This is a genomic window from Glaciecola sp. SC05, assembly GCF_041380235.1.
In the GTDB taxonomy this organism is placed as follows: Bacteria; Pseudomonadota; Gammaproteobacteria; order Enterobacterales; family Alteromonadaceae; genus Glaciecola.
This window is the reverse complement of the sequence record NZ_JBGIYY010000004.1, coordinates 282994-301917: the sequence shown is the minus strand read 5'-3', so window position 1 is coordinate 301917 and position 18924 is coordinate 282994. Positions and strand designations below refer to the sequence as shown.

At 43.5% G+C, this 18924-nt stretch carries 25 protein-coding genes; 2 read left to right on the top strand and 23 right to left on the bottom strand.

From position 1 onward, the window contains the following. Positions 1-282: 282 nt before the first annotated feature. Positions 283-1074 (top strand): hypothetical protein, encoded by a 792-nt coding sequence (locus AB9H30_RS06070; protein ID WP_371193745.1) that lies wholly within the window; start codon positions 283-285, stop codon positions 1072-1074. A 97-nt stretch (positions 1075-1171) separates the two neighbouring features. Here the strand turns inward: AB9H30_RS06070 and rplQ are convergent, their stop codons facing one another. The 23 genes from rplQ to AB9H30_RS05955 all read right to left on the bottom strand — a co-directional run bounded on the left by rplQ (position 1172) and on the right by AB9H30_RS05955 (position 17228). Further along, positions 1172-1573: a 50S ribosomal protein L17 gene (gene rplQ / locus AB9H30_RS06065; protein ID WP_371193744.1), complete on the bottom strand. Its 402-nt coding sequence runs from the start codon at positions 1571-1573 to the stop codon at positions 1172-1174. Between the two features lie 42 nt (positions 1574-1615). Then, the gene (gene rpoA / locus AB9H30_RS06060; protein ID WP_371193757.1) at positions 1616-2605 is read right to left on the bottom strand and encodes a DNA-directed RNA polymerase subunit alpha; all 990 of its coding nucleotides are present in this window, start codon (positions 2603-2605) and stop codon (positions 1616-1618) included. A 19-nt stretch (positions 2606-2624) separates the two neighbouring features. Then, entirely contained in the window at positions 2625-3245 is a 621-nt protein-coding gene (gene rpsD, locus AB9H30_RS06055) for a 30S ribosomal protein S4 (protein ID WP_371193743.1), read from the bottom strand. A gap of 21 nt (positions 3246-3266) precedes the next feature. Beyond that, positions 3267-3659, bottom strand: coding sequence for a 30S ribosomal protein S11 (gene rpsK, locus AB9H30_RS06050; RefSeq protein ID WP_214452560.1), 393 nt, complete (start codon positions 3657-3659; stop codon positions 3267-3269). Positions 3660-3674: 15 nt separating this feature from the next. Further along, on the bottom strand, positions 3675-4031 hold the full coding sequence (gene rpsM / locus AB9H30_RS06045; RefSeq protein ID WP_371193742.1) for a 30S ribosomal protein S13: 357 nt from the start codon (positions 4029-4031) through the stop codon (positions 3675-3677). 141 nt (positions 4032-4172) lie between these two features. Continuing rightward, on the bottom strand, positions 4173-4289 hold the full coding sequence (rpmJ, locus tag AB9H30_RS06040) for a 50S ribosomal protein L36 (RefSeq protein ID WP_214452558.1): 117 nt from the start codon (positions 4287-4289) through the stop codon (positions 4173-4175). Between the two features lie 47 nt (positions 4290-4336). Continuing rightward, positions 4337-5644: a preprotein translocase subunit SecY gene (gene secY / locus AB9H30_RS06035; RefSeq protein WP_371193741.1), complete on the bottom strand. Its 1308-nt coding sequence runs from the start codon at positions 5642-5644 to the stop codon at positions 4337-4339. Positions 5645-5650: 6 nt separating this feature from the next. Next, entirely contained in the window at positions 5651-6085 is a 435-nt protein-coding gene (gene rplO, locus AB9H30_RS06030; protein ID WP_371193740.1) for a 50S ribosomal protein L15, read from the bottom strand. Positions 6086-6088: 3 nt separating this feature from the next. Next, complete coding sequence (gene rpmD, locus AB9H30_RS06025) at positions 6089-6271, bottom strand: 50S ribosomal protein L30 (RefSeq protein ID WP_371193739.1); 183 nt, start codon at positions 6269-6271, stop codon at positions 6089-6091. Between the two features lie 6 nt (positions 6272-6277). Next, on the bottom strand, positions 6278-6781 hold the full coding sequence (gene rpsE / locus AB9H30_RS06020) for a 30S ribosomal protein S5 (protein ID WP_371193738.1): 504 nt from the start codon (positions 6779-6781) through the stop codon (positions 6278-6280). Positions 6782-6790: 9 nt separating this feature from the next. After that, a complete protein-coding gene (gene rplR, locus AB9H30_RS06015; RefSeq protein ID WP_371193737.1) occupies positions 6791-7144 on the bottom strand; it encodes a 50S ribosomal protein L18 in 354 nt (117 codons plus the stop codon). 12 nt (positions 7145-7156) lie between these two features. Next, positions 7157-7690, bottom strand: coding sequence for a 50S ribosomal protein L6 (rplF, locus tag AB9H30_RS06010; protein ID WP_371193736.1), 534 nt, complete (start codon positions 7688-7690; stop codon positions 7157-7159). Positions 7691-7703: 13 nt separating this feature from the next. Beyond that, positions 7704-8096 (bottom strand): 30S ribosomal protein S8, encoded by a 393-nt coding sequence (gene rpsH / locus AB9H30_RS06005; protein ID WP_371193735.1) that lies wholly within the window; start codon positions 8094-8096, stop codon positions 7704-7706. Between the two features lie 12 nt (positions 8097-8108). Beyond that, positions 8109-8414 carry a 30S ribosomal protein S14 gene (gene rpsN / locus AB9H30_RS06000; protein ID WP_371193734.1) on the bottom strand — a complete coding sequence of 102 codons (306 nt, stop codon included), beginning with the start codon at positions 8412-8414 and terminating at the stop codon, positions 8109-8111. 11 nt (positions 8415-8425) lie between these two features. Further along, positions 8426-8965, bottom strand: a complete 540-nt coding sequence (rplE, locus tag AB9H30_RS05995) for a 50S ribosomal protein L5 (protein WP_371193733.1) — start codon at positions 8963-8965, stop codon at positions 8426-8428. A 16-nt stretch (positions 8966-8981) separates the two neighbouring features. Continuing rightward, positions 8982-9296 carry a 50S ribosomal protein L24 gene (gene rplX, locus AB9H30_RS05990; protein ID WP_371193732.1) on the bottom strand — a complete coding sequence of 105 codons (315 nt, stop codon included), beginning with the start codon at positions 9294-9296 and terminating at the stop codon, positions 8982-8984. A gap of 12 nt (positions 9297-9308) precedes the next feature. Beyond that, on the bottom strand, positions 9309-9677 hold the full coding sequence (gene rplN, locus AB9H30_RS05985; RefSeq protein ID WP_124029309.1) for a 50S ribosomal protein L14: 369 nt from the start codon (positions 9675-9677) through the stop codon (positions 9309-9311). Between the two features lie 251 nt (positions 9678-9928). Beyond that, complete coding sequence (locus AB9H30_RS05980) at positions 9929-11719, bottom strand: methyl-accepting chemotaxis protein (protein ID WP_371193756.1); 1791 nt, start codon at positions 11717-11719, stop codon at positions 9929-9931. Positions 11720-11722: 3 nt separating this feature from the next. Next, positions 11723-11920 carry a hypothetical protein gene (locus AB9H30_RS05975; RefSeq protein WP_371193731.1) on the bottom strand — a complete coding sequence of 66 codons (198 nt, stop codon included), beginning with the start codon at positions 11918-11920 and terminating at the stop codon, positions 11723-11725. Positions 11921-12163: 243 nt separating this feature from the next. Further along, a complete protein-coding gene (gene rlmB, locus AB9H30_RS05970; RefSeq protein WP_371193730.1) occupies positions 12164-12901 on the bottom strand; it encodes a 23S rRNA (guanosine(2251)-2'-O)-methyltransferase RlmB in 738 nt (245 codons plus the stop codon). A gap of 9 nt (positions 12902-12910) precedes the next feature. After that, positions 12911-15310, bottom strand: coding sequence for a ribonuclease R (rnr, locus tag AB9H30_RS05965; protein WP_371193729.1), 2400 nt, complete (start codon positions 15308-15310; stop codon positions 12911-12913). Between the two features lie 154 nt (positions 15311-15464). Further along, positions 15465-16460, bottom strand: coding sequence for a branched-chain amino acid aminotransferase (locus tag AB9H30_RS05960; protein ID WP_371193728.1), 996 nt, complete (start codon positions 16458-16460; stop codon positions 15465-15467). A gap of 165 nt (positions 16461-16625) precedes the next feature. Next, positions 16626-17228 (bottom strand): tetratricopeptide repeat protein, encoded by a 603-nt coding sequence (locus AB9H30_RS05955; protein WP_371193755.1) that lies wholly within the window; start codon positions 17226-17228, stop codon positions 16626-16628. Between the two features lie 206 nt (positions 17229-17434). On the opposite strand from AB9H30_RS05955, the gene ubiD reads away from it, so the two are divergent. Continuing rightward, complete coding sequence (ubiD, locus tag AB9H30_RS05950; protein WP_371193727.1) at positions 17435-18904, top strand: 4-hydroxy-3-polyprenylbenzoate decarboxylase; 1470 nt, start codon at positions 17435-17437, stop codon at positions 18902-18904. The last annotated feature ends 20 nt before the right edge of the window (positions 18905-18924 follow it).

Sequence of the window (18924 nt, the reverse complement as noted above, 5' to 3'; positions counted from 1 at the left end):
AATCCACCTCAAGTGTCAAGCCATTTAAAGTCGAAATTTAAAAGTATTTTTAAAACTGAAAGAATCTATTGTTGTAGTGATTAAAAATGCAACTAATCACCTTTTTGTTAGTCTACTAAAAGCCTACATAATGACTAACCCAACATTCATACTTTTGTACCTATATATATACATGTAAAAGTTGTCATTTTTATGTTAACAACGTAGATTAAAGGTGTTATCAATTATGGTGATGTAAAACCATAAAAAGTTGCTTAAATAACTGCCTTAGAGTGAGTAAAAATGAAACGTCTATTATCAATCTATTCAGTATGCCTTTTAGCAGGGAGTTGCATATTCGTTAGCGCAGAAGAATCAATCAACAATGGTGTAGTCGAACCTAGCAATAAATCAATTCACTTTTTCAAGTCACAAGTAGCAAATAATCGCTCAATCGGCACAGCGCTTAATTCTTTACTCAAGCGCTACCCAGACAAAACCGCAGAGTTTGTTGCAGTAGCGTTTGCGGCCTACCCAGATGATTATGAAGAAATCATAAGTAGTAGTGTTTCAAGTAATCCGAATTTCATTGATGAAATTATTATGGTTGCAACTCAGCATGAAGTAGCAAGCCCTACACGAATAGTAGAAATTGCTGTAAATGCAGAGCCCAGTTATGCAGAAGATGTTACTCGCGCAGCTTGTAAGTACTCCCCTCTATACTTTGATGAGATTGTCAAGATTGCTGTATTAACGGAACCTGATTCGGCTGACAGGATTGCTCAGAGGCTAGTTAAAGCTTATCCGAGTAAAACGATGGAAATATTAGTTACCACAATCAAAGAAGTGCCTTTTGTTGGTAAATACGTACTTGATGCCTTGCTAGCCACCGTATTAGATGACGAAGATAAATCAAACGACATGATCATAATATCTGTCGAACAATTAGCGCAGCATCCTGATGCTATAGAAAGATTAGTTGAATTAGCCCAACAACACCAAATAGATTCAGAAAAAGTTAGAAGCAGTGCTCTTAAAGGCGGACTGGATGAAGCATCTATCGCTGCGATTATCGAGCGACATTACCTAGATTAAGGTATCTGGGTCGAGTGCATTATCGAAAAATAACTTAACTGATTATAGAAACAAAAAACCCGGGAATTCCCGGGTTTTTTAATTATTGAATAATAATTTATTCTTCAGTTACTTCTACTGCTTCTTCTTCAGCTTCGACAACTGGACGGTCAACTAATTCAACGTAAGCCATTGGAGCGTTGTCACCTGAACGGAAACCGCACTTCAATATACGACTATAACCACCTGGACGTCCGTCGTAACGGGGACCCAGTTCGTTGAATAATTTACCTACAACTTCTTTATCACCCGTTCTTGCAAATGCAAGGCGACGGTTAGCTACGCTGTCTTGCTTAGCTAATGTGATAAGAGGCTCGATCACGCGACGTAGTTCTTTCGCCTTAGGCAACGTAGTTTTAATAACTTCGTGCTTTACCAATGAACCTGCCATATTTTTAAACATAGCTTGTCTATGGCTGCTATTGCGATTTAACTGTCTACCACTCTTGCGATGGCGCATAGCTCTTTCCTTCTCTATAAATCAGTTTATTTTTAAACCTGATTAATCTTTTTCAGCGATTGACTCTGGCGGCCAGTTTTCTAGGCGCATGCCCAGAGAAAGACCACGTGAAGCAAGTACGTCTTTAATTTCAGTCAAAGACTTCTTACCAAGATTTGGCGTTTTCAGAAGTTCAACTTCAGTACGCTGCACAAGGTCACCAATGTATTGGATTGCCTCAGCTTTCAAACAGTTAGCAGAACGAACCGTTAGTTCTAGATCGTCAACAGGACGAAGTAAAATTGGGTCGAATTCTGGCTTTTCTTCTTTAGCTTCAGGAACTGAGATGTCACGTAATTCTACGAATGCATCTAGTTGCTGAGCAAGAATAGTAGCTGAGCGACGAATGGCCTCTTCCGGATCTAAAGTTCCGTTAGTTTCCATATCAATAATCAACTTATCCAAATCAGTACGTTGTTCTACACGTGCAGACTCTACTGAATAAGCGATACGCTCTACTGGACTGAACGAAGCGTCAACAAGTAAACGACCAATTGGACGATCATCGTCTTCAGAGGAACGTCGAGCAGAAGCAGGCACATAACCACGACCCATTTCTACCTTAATGCGCATGCTTATCTCAGCTTCACCGGTTAAGGTACAAATAACATGATCAGGATTGATAATCTCAACATCACCATCGTGCTGTATGTCAGCCGCAACGACAGGCCCTACACCAGATTTCACAAGCGTCAGAGTTGCTTCAGTCTTACCTTCTAAGCTAACCGCTAACCCTTTAAGGTTAAGCAATATTTCTAGAACGTCTTCTTGAACGCCTTCTTTCGCTGTGTATTCATGTAGAACACCATCGATTTCAACTTCAGTCACAGCACAACCCGGCATAGACGAAAGTAAAATACGACGCAATGCGTTACCAAGAGTATGGCCGAAACCACGCTCTAACGGCTCGAGTGTTACTTTTGCACGAGTAGATGAAATGTTTTCAATTTCAACTAATCTTGGCTTTAGGAATTCGGTCACTGAACCCACAATGTATCCTCTTTGGTTAGTTTTACTTAGAGTAAAGTTCGACAATCAATTGCTCGTTTATCTCGGAAGATAAATCCGTTCTTTCTGGAACGCGCTTGAATGTGCCTTCCAATTTAGTATTGTCAACTTCCAACCAAACTGGCTTTTCGCGTTGGTCTGCTAATTCTAGTGCAGCTCCAATACGCGCTTGCTTCTTCGCTTTTTCACGAACAGCGACCACATCTTCAGCTTTTACATTGAATGATGGAATGTTAACTACTTTACCGTTAACCACGATAGCCTTGTGGCTAACTAGCTGACGAGCTTCTGCGCGAGTACTTGCAAAGCCCATGCGATAAACGACGTTATCTAAACGTTGCTCAAGAAGTTGCAACAAGTTTTCACCTGTATTGCCTTTAAGACGTGCGGCTTCTTTATAGTAGTTTCTAAATTGTTTTTCTAATACGCCGTACATACGACGAACTTTTTGCTTTTCACGCAATTGAACACCGTAATCAGATAGGCGACCGCGACGGGCACCATGCTGACCAGGAGCAGTGTCAATTTTACACTTACTTTCAATTGCTCTTACGCCGCTTTTCAGGAACAGGTCGGTTCCTTCACGACGACTTAGTTTGAGTTTTGGACCCAAATATCTAGCCATGATCTTTCTCCAACTGTTCGTCTATACGCGACGTTTTTTCGGTGGACGACATCCATTGTGTGGAATAGGCGTCACATCGGTAATATTAGTGATTTTATATCCTGTTGCGTTTAACGCACGGATAGCTGATTCACGACCTGGACCAGGACCTTTCACGAACACTTCAATGTTCTTCAGGCCATATTCCTGTGCCGCAACGCCTGCTCTTTCAGCAGCAACCTGTGCAGCAAATGGGGTAGATTTACGTGAACCACGGAAACCTGAACCACCAGATGTTGCCCAAGCAAGTGCATTGCCTTGGCGATCGGTAATCGTCACTATTGTATTGTTAAAAGAAGCATGGATATGAGCCATACCGTCTGCGACTTGACGTTTTGCGCGCTTGCGCGTGCTACGTGCTGGTGCTTTTGCCATAGTAACTATCCTCGCTTACTTTTTAATAGGTTTACGAGGACCTTTACGGGTGCGCGCATTAGTTTTCGTGCGCTGACCACGTAGAGGTAAGCTACGACGGTGGCGAATACCACGGAAGCAACCTAGGTCCATCAAACGTTTTATACTCATAGAAACTTCACGTCGCAAGTCACCTTCTACGGTGAACTTAGCAACTTCATCACGAAGTTTGTCGATTGTTGTCTCATCCAAATCTTTGATTTTGGTAGACTCTGACACACCTGCATTATCGCAAATCGCCTTTGCACGGGTTGCGCCTACACCAAAAATGGCTTGTAGCGCAATTACCGTATGCTTGTGGTCAGGAATGTTAATGCCAGCGATACGGGCCATTAACAGCACTCCTCTAATTATTGTTACCAGCCTAAAAAGCCCGTTAGGATACTTACCCGGTAACTAAATTGCAAATAAGACCCAATCTGTCGCGCTTGGCTTTTGCCTAACGCGACATCTATCAGATCAATGTTTTTCAGATTAACCTTGCCTTTGCTTATGCTTAGGCTCTGCTGCACAAATCACTCTAACAACACCGTTGCGTTTTATGATCTTACAATTGCGGCAAATCTTTTTAACTGATGCACGAACTTTCATGACATCACTCCGTAGTTGGCTAATAAAACTAGCTAAGTTGAAACAACCTAGCCTTTTAGATTAGCTTTTTTAAGAACATCCCCATATTGATGAGACATCAAATGAGTTTGCACCTGCGCCATAAAGTCCATTACCACTACACATATAATGAGTAGTGAAGTACCACCGAAGTAAAACGGAACGTTAAACCACAGTAATAAGAACTCGGGCACTAAACAAACAAAGGTAATATAGAGAGCACCAGCTAGGGTCAACCTAGTCATCACTTTATCAATGTATCGTGATGTTTGCTCGCCAGGACGAATCCCTGGAACAAATGCGCCGGATTTCTTTAAATTATCAGCTGTTTCACGCGGATTAAAAACCAATGCTGTATAAAAAAAGCAGAAGAAAATAATCGTTGCCGCATATAACATAACGTATAGAGGCTGACCTGGAGACAATGCCAAGGATACGTCGGTTAAGAACGAAAGTGATTCATTCTGACCAACCATTCCTGACAGCGTACCAGGAAAAAGAATAATACTTGAAGCAAAGATTGGTGGGATTACACCCGCCATGTTTACCTTCAAAGGAAGGTGAGAGCTTTGAGCAGCAAATACTTTTCTACCTTGTTGGCGTTTTGCGTAGTTCACAACAATACGACGTTGTGCACGTTCTACAAAAACCACTAGATAAGTCAATGCAACGATAATGGCACCTATAACAAACAAGAACAGAAGATTAATATCACCTTGTCTAGCTTGTTCTGCTGTTTGGCCGATTGCAGTAGGAAGACCTGCCACAATGCCCGCAAAAATCAGAATAGAAATACCGTTACCAATACCGCGTTCGGTAATTTGCTCACCTAACCACATTAAAAACATGGTGCCGGTAACCAAACTCACAATAGCTGTAAAATAAAACCCGATGCCAGGATTGAGCACTAGGCCAGGAATTAACTGCGGAAGACCTGTTGCAATCCCAATGGATTGAAACGTAGCAAGTACAAGCGTTAAGTAGCGAGTGTATTGGCTAATCTTACGAGTACCAGCTTGACCTTCTTTCTTTATTTCCTTAAGTGGCTCATGCACTACAGACAGCAACTGCATAATAATTGAAGCTGTGATGTACGGCATTATGCCCAGTGCTAGTACAGACGCACGCTCTAGGGCACCACCGGAGAACATATTAAACATTTCTACGATAGTGCCTTTTTGTTGCTCAAATAATTGAGCTAACACGTTTGCGTCGATACCAGGGATGGGCACATATGACCCAAGCCTAAACACAATGATTGCGCCAAGCACAAACAATAGACGAGAACGTAACTCGCCTAAACCGCCTCCACTTGAACCCTGTCCTGGTTTCGCCATTTTAGGTTATTCCTCTACTTTACCGCCAGCAGCATTAATCGCTTCTAATGCGCCTTTAGTGACTCTCAATCCGCTTACCGTTACCGGGCGGTTGATTTCGCCAGACATGAAGACTTTGATCTGCTGCATTTCTTTTTTAACTAGACCTGCTGCTTTCAAAGACTCAAGGCTAACAACATCACCTTCGACTTTAGCAATTTCGCTCAAAGTGACTTGACCACTCACAAATGATATCCGCGACTTAAAACCAAACTTCGGTAATCGACGCTGAATAGGCATTTGACCACCTTCAAATCCTGGTTTAACTGAACCGCCAGAGCGACTCTTTTGACCTTTGTGACCTCGGCCACCAGTCTTACCTATACCAGAACCGATACCACGACCTACACGCTTAGGTGCAGGTTTAGATCCAGGTGCAGGAGCAATAGTATTTAATTTCATTTCTTACTCCTCAACGATCTCAACCATGTAATGTACACGGTTGATCATGCCGCGCACGGCAGCTGTATCTTCAAGTTCACGAACATGATTGATCTTACGTAAGCCCAAACCTACTAATGTAGCTTTGTGCTTAGGCAAACGACCGATCGAGCTTTTTATTTGCTTTACTTTAATCGTTTTAGCCATGTTCGATTACCCCAATATTTGGTCAACTGGCAATCCACGTTTGGCAGCAATTTTCTCTGGAGAGTTCATCTCTACCAAAGCATTAACTGTTGCGCGTACAACGTTGATTGGGTTAGTTGATCCGTAACATTTTGAAAGAACGTTCTGTACACCAGCAACTTCTAAAACTGCACGCATTGCACCACCGGCGATGATACCCGTACCTTCAGAGGCAGGTTGCATGTAAACTTTAGAACCAGAGTGACGTCCTTTAATTGGATGCTGCAGAGTGTTTCCGTTAAGGTCTACAGTTACTAGGTTGCGACGTGCTTTTTCCATTGCCTTTTGAATTGCAGCAGGAACTTCACGTGCTTTACCGTAACCAAAACCTACACGGCCATTGCCATCTCCGACAACCGTTAAAGCAGTAAAACTAAAGATGCGACCACCTTTAACTACTTTAGAAACACGGTTTACAGCGATTAGCTTTTCTAACAGGTCACCCTGTTGTTGAACTTCTACTTTAGCCATAATTAACTCCTAGAACTGAAGACCGGCTTCACGCGCGGCTTCAGCCAGTGCTTTCACACGACCGTGATATTTAAATCCACTTCTATCGAAGGCAACTGATTTTACGCCTTTTTCGATAGCACGTTCTGCGATCGCTTTACCTACTGCCGCTGCTGCTTCTGCGTTGCCTGTTGCTTTTAAAGAACCTTTAAGGTCTTTTTCAACAGTAGAAGCTGAAGCAATTACCTCAGAACCGCTTGGAGCGATTAACTGAGCGTAAATGTGGCGCGGTGTACGGTTTACAACCAAGCGATTAACAGCTAATTCACTGATCTTCTTACGAGCGCGAGTTGCGCGACGTAAGCGAGCTGATTTCTTATCCATCGTATCACCTACCTACTTTTTCTTAGCTTCTTTGCGACGCACAGCTTCATCAGCATAACGAACACCCTTACCTTTATAAGGCTCTGGTGGACGGTAAGCACGAATATTAGCTGCAACCTGACCTACTAACTGCTTATTACTGCCTTTGACAATGATTTCAGTTTGAGTAGGGGTTTCTACGCTTATGCCCTCAGGCATTTCGTAGACGACAGGGTGAGAAAAGCCCAACGTTAAGTTCAGCTTGCTACCTTGTGCAGAAGCACGGTAACCAACGCCTAACAATTGAAGTTTCTTTTCAAAACCGTTTGTCACACCAATAACCATTGCGTTTAGCAATGAGTTGGCAGTACCAGCTTGAGCCCAACCATTTACCATACCTTCACGAGGTACCGTAGTAAGTGTGCTGTCTTCTTGTACTATCTCAACTGCATCATTAAATACACGAGTTAGGGTGCCATTTTTTCCTTTGACTGTAACTTCTTGACCGGCGATCGTAATTTCGACGCCAGACGCGATAGATACAGGTGCTTTTGCTATACGTGACATATCATTTCCCCCGTTATGCTACATAACCGATGATCTCACCGCCCATGCCAGCTTTACGCGCTGCACGGTCAGTCATCACACCTTTTGAGGTAGACACGATAGCAATCCCAAGTCCGCCCATTACCTTTGGAAGCTCATCTTTTTTCTTGTAGATGCGCAGACCAGGTCGGCTTACTCGTTCGATTGTATCAATTACTTTTTTACCTTCGAAATATTTCAAAGTCACTTCAAGTGTTGGTTTAACACCTTCTTCAACATTAAAACCTTCAACATAACCTTCTGCTTGTAACAACTTGGCAATTGCCACGCGTACTTTCGAAGAAGGCATCGCTACCGTAACTTTAGAGGCTTGTTGGCCGTTACGAATGCGGGTAAACATATCTGCGATTGGATCTTGCATGCTCATATCTGCTACTCCTTACCAGCTGGCTTTTTTAAGGCCAGGGACTTCGCCACGCATTGCAGCTTCGCGAAGCTTTATACGAGAAAGACCAAATTTGCGTAGGAAACCATGTGGACGACCCGTTACACGACAGCGATTTTGCTTGCGTGAGGGGCTTGAGTCACGTGGAAGTTGTTGTAGCTTTAGAACAGCGTCCCAGCGCTCTTCTTCAGAGGAATTCACATCGCTGATAATAGCTTTTAACGCCATTCTCTTGGTGGAAAACTTCTTAACCAGCTTGGCACGTTTTACTTCGCGCGCCTTCATTGATTCTTTTGCCATAACCCTACACCTTATTTTCTAAACGGGAAGTTGAATGCAGTTAATAATGCATGCGCTTCGTCGTTAGTTTCAGCACTGGTAGTGATAGTAATATCCATACCGCGCACTTTATCCACTTTATCGAAATCGATTTCAGGGAAGATGATTTGCTCACGCACACCCATGCTATAGTTGCCTCTACCGTCAAATGATTTGGGGTTGAGACCACGGAAGTCACGGATACGAGGAATTGTGATAGAAATTAATCTTTCAAGGAATTCCCACATACGTTCGCCACGTAGGGTCACTTTGCAGCCAATCGGATAACCTTCACGGATTTTAAAACCCGCAACAGATCTTCTAGCAACAGTGACTACTGGTTTTTGACCAGCGATAGCAGCCATGTCTGCTTGCGCAGACTCTAGCACTTTCTTGTCAGCAACTGCTTCACCTAAACCCATGTTTAAGGTGATTTTTTCAATCCGAGGGACTTGCATGACGCTTTTGTACCCGAACTGCTTTGCAAGTTCAGCTACTACTGTTTCTTTATAGAAATCATGCAGTTTCGCCATCGTACTCTCCAATAAATTAAACTAGGTCGCCGTTAGATTTGAAGAAACGCACTTTCTTGCCATCTTCAAAACGGAAACCAACGCGATCTGCTTTACCCGTTGCCGAGTTAACAATCGCTATATTTGAAACGTGAATAGAAGCTTCTTTGTCAATAATACCGCCGGGCTCGCCTGCTTGAGGGTTACCTTTCTGGTGTTTTTTGACAACATTTACGCCATCTACATAAACGCGGTTAGATTCAGCAACAACACGTGTAACTTTCCCGTGCTTTCCTTTATCTTTACCCGCTAATACGACTACTTCATCATCACGACGAATTTTATTAGCCATTATCGTGACTCCTTATAGTACCTCGGGGGCCAAAGAAATGATTTTCATGAAGTTATCTCCACGAAGCTCACGTGTGACCGGGCCAAAGATACGCGTACCAATAGGTTGCTTGTTTGCATTAAGCAAAACAGCTGCGTTGTTATCAAAACGGATAGTTGAACCATCTGCTCTGCGAACGCCTTTCCTAGTACGCACCACCACTGCATTCAGAACGTCACCTTTTTTTACTTTACCGCGCGGAATTGCTTCCTTGACAGTAACTTTGATGATGTCACCGATATGTGCATAACGGCGATGCGAGCCACCAAGAACCTTAATACACTGAACCCTGCGAGCTCCCGAATTATCGGCAACGTCCAGGTTAGTTTGCATTTGGATCATTAGTTAGTGCTCCGCTGTTAAATTACGACTCTTATGAGTCCCTAAGCTGCTATAAAATCTCAAAAATTTGAGAAAATAGACCATACCCCCTACAAAAAGGGCGCGAAACTATAACAGAAAAGCTGGAGTACGTGTAGTTTAATTTGCAGAAAACAAAAGATAATTTCAGAAGCGGGAATTTAGGATAGCTGAGCATCGGTAAGATACTCGAACAGGCGTGGATGGTACGCCAAATTTGGCGTGCTGGGAAGCTACTTTTTCAGTTTGAAGCTATTTATGTTAGTACTCAATTGATTGAACGTTAATGCCAAGTCTCGCACATTAGCCTGACTGGTTTGGCAAGCTGACAATATATTGAGAGAACCGTTATCTATTTGCTTTGCACTCGCAGAGACTTGTGTCACTGCAACACTTTGTTCTTCAACGGCAGATGCAACTTTATCAATGGTTGAATTCATTGAATCTAAATTCGTAAATAAAGTTTGCACCTTGTTAAGGGCATCATTAACGTTCTCAGTCGAATCTTCCGTCATCGATGTGCATTTCTTCATTGACTGCATGGCTTTTTTAGCGCTATCAATTAACACCCCAATCACTGAATTGATTTCTTCCGTAGAATCTTGTGTCCGTTTCGCTAAATTTCGAACCTCGTCAGCAACGACTGCAAATCCTCTGCCCTGCTCTCCTGCTCTAGCAGCTTCGATCGCGGCATTTAGCGCCAGTAAATTTGTTTGAGCTGCAATAGATTCGATAGTTTGCAATATAGCGCCAATTGATTCGGTATTTGCTGACACCTCTGCTACTACTTCATATGATTGCTGCAATTCAATATTTAAGTGATCAATACTCTCATGCATTAACTTCATACTTTCAGCATTTTCTTTGCCTGTCAGAGAAATTGCTTCAGTTGCATTTGCCGCTCCTTGCATGTCTTCACTAATAGTTTGACTACTCTGTGAAATTTGCAAAATAGCACTGGCAACTTGTGCGGTTTGCACATGCTGCAATTCAGCTTCATCAATCGCCGATTGAGCCGACACCTCTAATTTAGATGCCATTTGCTGTGATGACTGGGTAAGCCCGACAACCTCATTGAAGCTTTTGTTTATCTCTGAGACATGAATATTCAAGGACACCATTATCTGGGCCAATTCATCTTCAGATTGAACACTCAATACCTCGGAGAAGTCCTTGTTTTCAGCCACTGTGGTTAAGAACGATTTAATTTTAGCCACTCGAAATGAGATTGATTTTTTAACGATGAATCCCAATACGACAAGTGGTACTAATAATATTCCACTTATCGCAATAAATGCTATTCGCTGTGAATAGGTATCTGCTAGCTTTTGATTTGCGAGAGCAGCAATTTCAAGACCAACGCCATCGGATAGTTTCTTGATATCAACAATACGGCTAGTAGAAATCCCAAACCAGTTGCTAGGACCTTCAATATTCCCAGCCTCTGCACTGTTGATTTTTTCAACCACCTCACTTACCGCTAACCAATCAGGTTTGGACTGCAGTTTAATAAACGCATTTCTATTCTGCTCGCTACTCCAGGTAAGGTAAGTGTTTAGACGATTCTCTTCATCCAATAGATATTGCGCAATAGTTGATAGTTGATTGCTGCTGATTTGTTGAGCTTTGAATATACCGTTTAAGGCACCACGAACTTGTCCAGCACGCTCTTTTAGCCACAAAAGTTGAAGTTGCGAGGACATTTTTTGCGCTGTCGTTCTGTTTTGTGTTTTGTAGATGAGGATTTCAATATTGCGCAGAGCACTGGCATTTAAATTTGAAAAATAGGTAAATGCTCCGTTGTTCGCCGCAAGACTGTCTACTGCTGACCTGATCGAGCTTTTACCAGAAAGACTATCGTTTAAAGGCTTAATTAGGGTTGTCAATGAGGCTTCGTCTAATACATTTAAGTCTGAAGCAGTGATTGCGAGCAGGGCCTTGCTCGCCTTGTCAGCTTTCTCGCGCGCATCATCAAGCTCATTGCGACCTTTCTCTCCCTTACTAGCAAAATATCTAGCGGAAATCCCTCATTCTACAGCATGGGTATGCGCAACTGCATCGAACAAAGAAGCCAGTTTCACAATATCCAGTGACAACTCTGCTTGTGTTGATTTTTCGTTTATATTAGATACAACAAACAAAATACCGATAATGGCCAATAGAGACGGACCCAAAGAAATAATAGAAATCGCATTTGCAACTTGCATTTTTTTCAAAAAAATCATGTCTTGCCCTTAAAAACTGAGAATATATAGTCTATTTTGATGAGTCGTAAAGAAGGGCTATACTGTGGCTAGCTCCCCGGTAGTAGTATCAATCAACTGCGATCTAAATCCTTATATCGGCAAGCTTAGAAAAAAACTCACATATTAACGATTAAATTTTGAATGGATTTTGAGTGGATGTTACACAAAGCTATCTTATGTTAAGTGCTGTGAAGATGAGATTAGGTAGCACTTTGAGCGGACTTACCTTCGTTGACGCACTATCTCGAACAAGCATATACCGGTCGCAACGCCTACATTCAGACTAGACACCATACCAGCCATTGGCAACTTCACTAGCTCGTCACAAGTTTCACGAGTCAGCCTACGCATACCTTTTCCCTCCGCCCCCATAACCAAGGCCATAGGGCCAATAAGCTTGCAATCATAAATCAATTGCTCTGCTTCTCCGGCAGTACCGACCACCCATATCCCAGCTTGCTGAAGTTGCTTGAGTGTTCGGGCTAGATTGGTAATCTGGATCAGCGGTACTGTTTCTGCTGCGCCTACTGCTACTTTTCGAACAACGGGTGTTATGGAGGCCGAATTATCTTTTGGCACTATCACCGCATGCACACCAGCAGCATCTGCATTGCGCAGGCATGCTCCCAAATTATGAGGGTCCGTTACACCATCAAGAACTAATAAAAATGGTGTATCTTGTTGTGCTAATATTTTATCTAAATCAGACTCATCTAAGACACGCGCTGGCTTTGCTCTAGCAAGTATACCCTGATGTTGCTCACCGTTGCTTTTATCATCTAAAGTTTTGCGCTGCACAAACTGCACAGCAATGCCTTGGCGGCGAGCCAGTTTGACAACGTCATTCATTCGCTCATCATCACGGCCTTTGGCAACCATTATGTCCAGGATCCGCTCGGGTTCATTTTCTAAAACCGCTGCGATGGAGTGCAGGCCATATAGCCATTCTTGCTGTGCCAAAGTATTCTCCTAGCGTTTGGGTTTATTTCGCGAGCTTTTATTACGTTTAGAAGGGGGGCCAGATTTACGCTTACTACTGGGCGAAGTTTTTGACGCTTTTTCTGGAGAGCTTGCGGCCGCAGCAGTGGAAGCGCCCTTAGCATCTTTTGTACTTCGCGAATGGTTATTTCTACTAGATTTACCAGCCTTCGTTTTACCCTTCCCTTTACCCGCTTTCATGTCACGGGTAATTGCCGGTAAGCCATCTAATATCAAATCAATCTTGCGCTCATCTAAATTGACCGCTGCTACTTTGACTTTTAAAGCGTCACCGAGTCGATAGTTCAAGCCGTAACTTTCACCGACCAAACATTGCTTAACATCGTCGTAACGGTAGTAATCAGAAGCTAAAGAGGTTATGTGAACCAAGCCGTCGATGTGATAGTCGTTCAAGCGCACAAACAAGCCAAAATTGGTGACAGAGGCTACTACCCCGTCAAACACATCACCAACATGATCTTGCATAAACTCACATTTTAACCAGTCTGCGACATCTCTTGTCGCATCATCAGCCCGACGCTCGGTCGTAGAGCATTGTTCGCCTAGTTGCCCAATTTCTTCCTCGCTATAAAATTTAGCGCCTTTGCAAGCCTTATTGCCCTTTGTTTCATTGATAATCGCTTTGATAACTCTATGCACAATTAAATCAGGGTATCGCCTAATAGGCGATGTAAAGTGAGCATAAGCATCTAGCGCTAAACCAAAGTGCCCTAAATTTGCACCGTCATAAACGGCCTGTTTCATAGAGCGCAATAGCATCGTTTGTATGAGTTCTTTGTCGATTCTATGTTCGGTCTTTTTAATCACGTTAGTAAATTCATGCGGAGTTGGCTGTTCAGCCGCAGTAAATTCAATGCCAATTTCTCGCAAATAATTTCTGAACGTCAATAAACGATCGGCATCTGGTTTGTCGTGCACTCTAAAAAGCGCCTCAGCGTTGTTTTTTTCGATATATTGCGCCGCGCATACGTTGGCCATAATCATGCACTCTTCAATGATTTTGTGGGCGTCGTTTCTTACCAATGGCACAATATTTTCAATTTTACGTTGGGCGTTAAACACAAACTTAGTTTCTTGGGTTTCAAATTCTATCGCCCCACGACCGGCTCGCGCAACTTTCAAAGCCCCAAACAAACTATTCAAATGCTGCAGGTCGCTGACCCTCGGCTTATAGCGCTCGATTAACGTTTCGTCGCCTTGCAGGATATGCCAGACTTTAGTGTAAGTGAGCCGCGCATGAGAACGCATTACCGCTTCGTAAAACTGATACTCTTTTAATTTTCCACGGGCGTCTATCGTCATTTCACAGACCATGCATAAGCGGTCAACTTCTGGATTCAGTGAACATAAGCCATTTGACAACTGCTCTGGCAGCATCGGAATAACTTTTTCAGGAAAATATACTGAATTGCCGCGATTTTGAGCCTCTGTGTCAAGCGCCGTGCCCGGTCGAACATAGCTACTAACATCGGCAATCGCGACCCAAAGCTGCCAGCCACCGCCGTCAAGAGGTTGGCAGTATACTGCATCATCAAAGTCTCGAGCGTCTTCGCCGTCAATCGTGACCAAAGGAAGTTGACGTAAATCGATGCGGCCTTGCTTGGCATCGTCAGGTACTTGCTCTTCTAAACTTTCAACCGATTTTAATACCCCTTTTGGCCACTGATGCGGAATATCAAAATTGCGAAGCGCGGTTTCAATTTCCATACCCGGCGCCATGTGCTCGCCTAGTACCTCAATAATTTTGCCGATAGCACTGACACGTCGACGCGGTCTTTGAATAATCTCAACTACCACTACTGTACCTTGGCGAGCGCCCATATTGTGCTCATCCGAAATCATAATTTCATGGCAAATTCGGTTGTCATCGGGGATCACCATACCAACACCGCTTTCAGTGTAATATCGTCCAACGATGGCGTCTTGACGCGGCTCTATTACTTGATTGACTCTAAATTCAGTGCGGCCGCGACGGTCTTGCCCGTCAACTGTGCCTTCAACAAGGTCGCCATGAATGACGGTAGCCATTTGGTGAATGGGGATAAAGTAGTCTTTTTCGGTAAGGGAATGCTTTAAAAAACCAAAGCCGTCGCGATGACCAATAACCGTACCGCGGATTAATTCTGCTTGCTTTTGTACTTCATATTTTTTGTCGCGATTAAATGCAATCTGGCCTTCACGCTCCATTGCTCGAAGTCGACGTTGGATGCCGATGCGACTATCCTCATCTTTCGCTTTTACTATTTGGCATATCTCTAAAAACGAAAGCGCCTGCCCTTGCTCTTTAAGAACGCTCAATAAATATTCGCGGCTGGCAACAGGATTTTCGTATTTTTCTTGTTCACGCGCAAAATGCGGGTCTTTACTCATTCAGTGATTTCAATTTTTTGATTAATTTCAGGGCACAGTATAACAGGACTTAGCAGATAAAAACGACATCAATCAATCGGCAAAAGCATAAGTCCCTGCGCAAGCGTTTTACAATACTAAACTTGCGCAGAGGCAGAAGGGCTCTAACAACAAACTAAATTTTAGTCAGCCAGTTATGTCTATCTAGCGTTTGTCCCCACTGAATCTGGTTGAGTGCTAGTCGCAGCTTTTGAGTAGTTTGGCCTAACTCACCGTTACCGACAGCGATTTCTTGACCATTGTGAATCAAAGTACCCACTGGCGTTAATACCGCCGCGGTGCCCGACAAAGCAGCTTCGCTATGAGGTTTAGCCGCCCGTTCTAGCAGCTCTGCCACTGAAAGTACACGCTCACTAACCGTCATCCCCATCTCTGAGGCAATGGTTAAAAGAGATGCACGGGTTACGCCATGCAAAAACGTACTATCAAGCTTCTTAGTAATAATTTCGTTACCGTCAATCAATACAAAATTCGCGGCCCCGGTTTCTTGTACGTCGCCATTTGGACAAAATAGAATTTGGTCGGCGTTAGCTTTATTTCGCGCATCTAAAATTGGGCCTAAGGCACTGGCATAATTACCGCCACTTTTGATCATTCCCATATGCGGTGCGCAGCGCATACCATCGTCAGCGAGAAGCAATCTCAAGGGCTTTGCACCACCGGCAAAGTAATCTCCCACAGGAGACAAAAGTACATAAAGCATCGAACTAGCAGATGGCGCTGCTGCTTTGCCAATTGAGGGCTCCGTGCCTATGTGTGTTGGACGGATATACATCGAGCCTGGGGGGCTGGGCACTTCGTTAGCATATTTTCTGACAATATCGAGAATCATGTTAGAGAGTTGCTTCTCATCAACCGGCGGCAAGTTTAACAAGCGACTGCTTTGCGCCATACGTTTAATATTTTGGTCCATTCGGAAAATGTTAATACTGCCGTCTTCATGCTTGAACGCCTTGAGGCCTTCAAAACAGGTGCTTGAATAGTGCAAAACATGAGCACCTGGATGCATCTGTATGCTGTTTGCACTCACAAAAGTAGCGGGACTCCAATGACCATTTTCAAAGCTAGTCATCGCCATTTCAGGCATAAAAACCGTTCCAAATGCTGCCATAGTCTTTTCATTTCTCCATAAAAGGCAAATTGCCCCAACAATGGATGGGGCCAATAAACACGATTATATAGAAATTTTAGGACATTGACCGCTTTAAACGACAGGAAAAATAAAAATAAATGTTGGCCGATGTACTTGTATCTTAAACAGGAACAAAAAGTCGACTCAGTCGGCCAATGGTCTCCGGGCAGTGCGCACGGCTCTGGGATGCATTAGGTATTCTAACTCCCTCATATAAATCGCTATTTTTTGATGCATGCTGGTGTCACTGGTAACCGCGTTATAAAGCCAGTGATATAAATCTTCAAAATCGTATGGACTACCATAGCCATCAATGAATAGTTCGGCTAGCTGAATTTGCGCTCTTAGACTGCCTAACGCTGATGCTTCTCGAAGATAGATTACGGCTCTTTTTTTATCCTCTTGCACTAAGGTTCCATTCGCATGGTAACGCCCGAGTTGCTCAAGAGCTGCAGGCAAGCCTTGTCCGGCGGCCTCTCGCATGTAATAGATGCCCTGAACTGGTTTTTGCTCAACGCAAACCCCCCACGCCAGCATATCTCCCCATAAAAATTGATAAGCGGGTATACGCATAATATCCGCGCGAGCTTCAATGTCTTGGACCAGCTGACAGCGGTCAGCTACAACGCGTTCTAAATGTGCATTTTTATTAATCAGCTTGATTAATTCATCTTGTGAATAGAGTTGCACAGCCTCTAGTTGCTGTCCATTTACTGTATTTGAATAAAATACACTTATAACCAGCATCACGCAGGATAAGGAGATAAAAAACTTCACTGTACGCACCTATTAAAAAGCCAATCTAGTATCGATATCGGCATACTCAAAAATACATTAAGTAGAAAAGAATTACTTTACGGTTAATCGTGAACGGTAAAATTGATGTAGTATTTACAGAGGTGCACGTCACGCACGACCATTTACCTTCCCAAATAGAGAGTTAAGCCTGAGACATGAAATACAAAGACCTGCGCGACTTTATTGAACAGCTAGAGAAGAAAGGCCAGTTGAAACGAATTTCAATGGAAATCGATACTGACCTCGAAATGACCGAAATTGCCGATCGCACCCTCAGAGCAGGTGGCCCAGCCATTTTATTTGAGAATCCGAAAGGGAGTAATATTCCCGTCCTCGCTAATTTATTCGGTACGCCTGAGCGTGTTGCCCTTGGAATGGGCCAAGAATCGGTGGAAGCACTTCGAGAAGTAGGTAAATTGCTGGCCTTTTTAAAAGAGCCCGAGCCCCCGAAAGGGCTGAAAGATTTAGTTAGTAAAATCCCCGTATTTAAACAAGTCCTGAATATGCCTGCCAAAGTTGTCCGCAAAGCCCCTTGCCAACAAAACATTATCAGTGGCGACGACGTGGATATCTATAAATTTCCGATTCAACGTTGCTGGCCAGGCGACGCAGCGCCGCTAATTACATGGGGGCTAACGGTAACTCGCGGTCCGCATAAAAAACGTCAAAACTTAGGCATCTATCGACAGCAGGTTATTGCCAAAAACAAAATTATCATGCGCTGGCTTTCTCATCGAGGTGGCGCTTTAGACTACAAAGAATGGTGCCAAACTCATCCTGGAGAGCCATATCCAGTATCAGTTGCGCTAGGGGCCGATCCCGCCACTATTTTAGGTGCAGTAACCCCAGTGCCTGATACCCTCTCGGAATACGCGTTTGCTGGTTTGTTACGCGGGGACAAAACCGAAGTCGTAAAAAGCATATCTAACGACTTGCAAGTGCCTGCTAGTGCAGAAATCGTGCTGGAAGGCTATATCGCGCAAGATGAAATGGCAGATGAAGGCCCGTATGGGGATCATACCGGCTATTATAATGAAGTCGATTCATTTCCAGTGTTTACTATTACTCACATTACCCATCGGGACAATCCAATTTACCACAGTACTTATACCGGCAGACCCCCCGATGAACCAGCAATATTGGGTGTCGCACTTAATGAAGTGTTTGTTCCGATTTTACAAAAGCAGTTCCCAGAAATTACTGACTTTTATCTTCCTCCGGAAGGCTGCTCTTATCGAATGGCTATTGTTACGATGAAAAAACAATACCCCGGACATGCGAAGCGAGTGATGATGGGCGTGTGGTCGTTTTTACGGCAATTCATGTACACCAAATTCGTGATAGTATGTGATGATGATGTCAATGCTCGCGATTGGAACGATGTAATATGGGCAATCACGACTCGGATGGATCCTGCTAGAGACACTACTTTGATAGAAAACACACCCATTGACTACTTGGACTTCGCTTCCCCAGTATCAGGCCTTGGCTCAAAAATGGGTTTAGATGCAACAAATAAGATGCTTGGGGAAACAGACCGTGAATGGGGCACACCTATCGTTATGGACGAAGCGGTCAAACACAAAGTAGACGCAATTTGGGATGAATTAGGCCTGTTAAAATAGTCTATATCGATAAAAATATA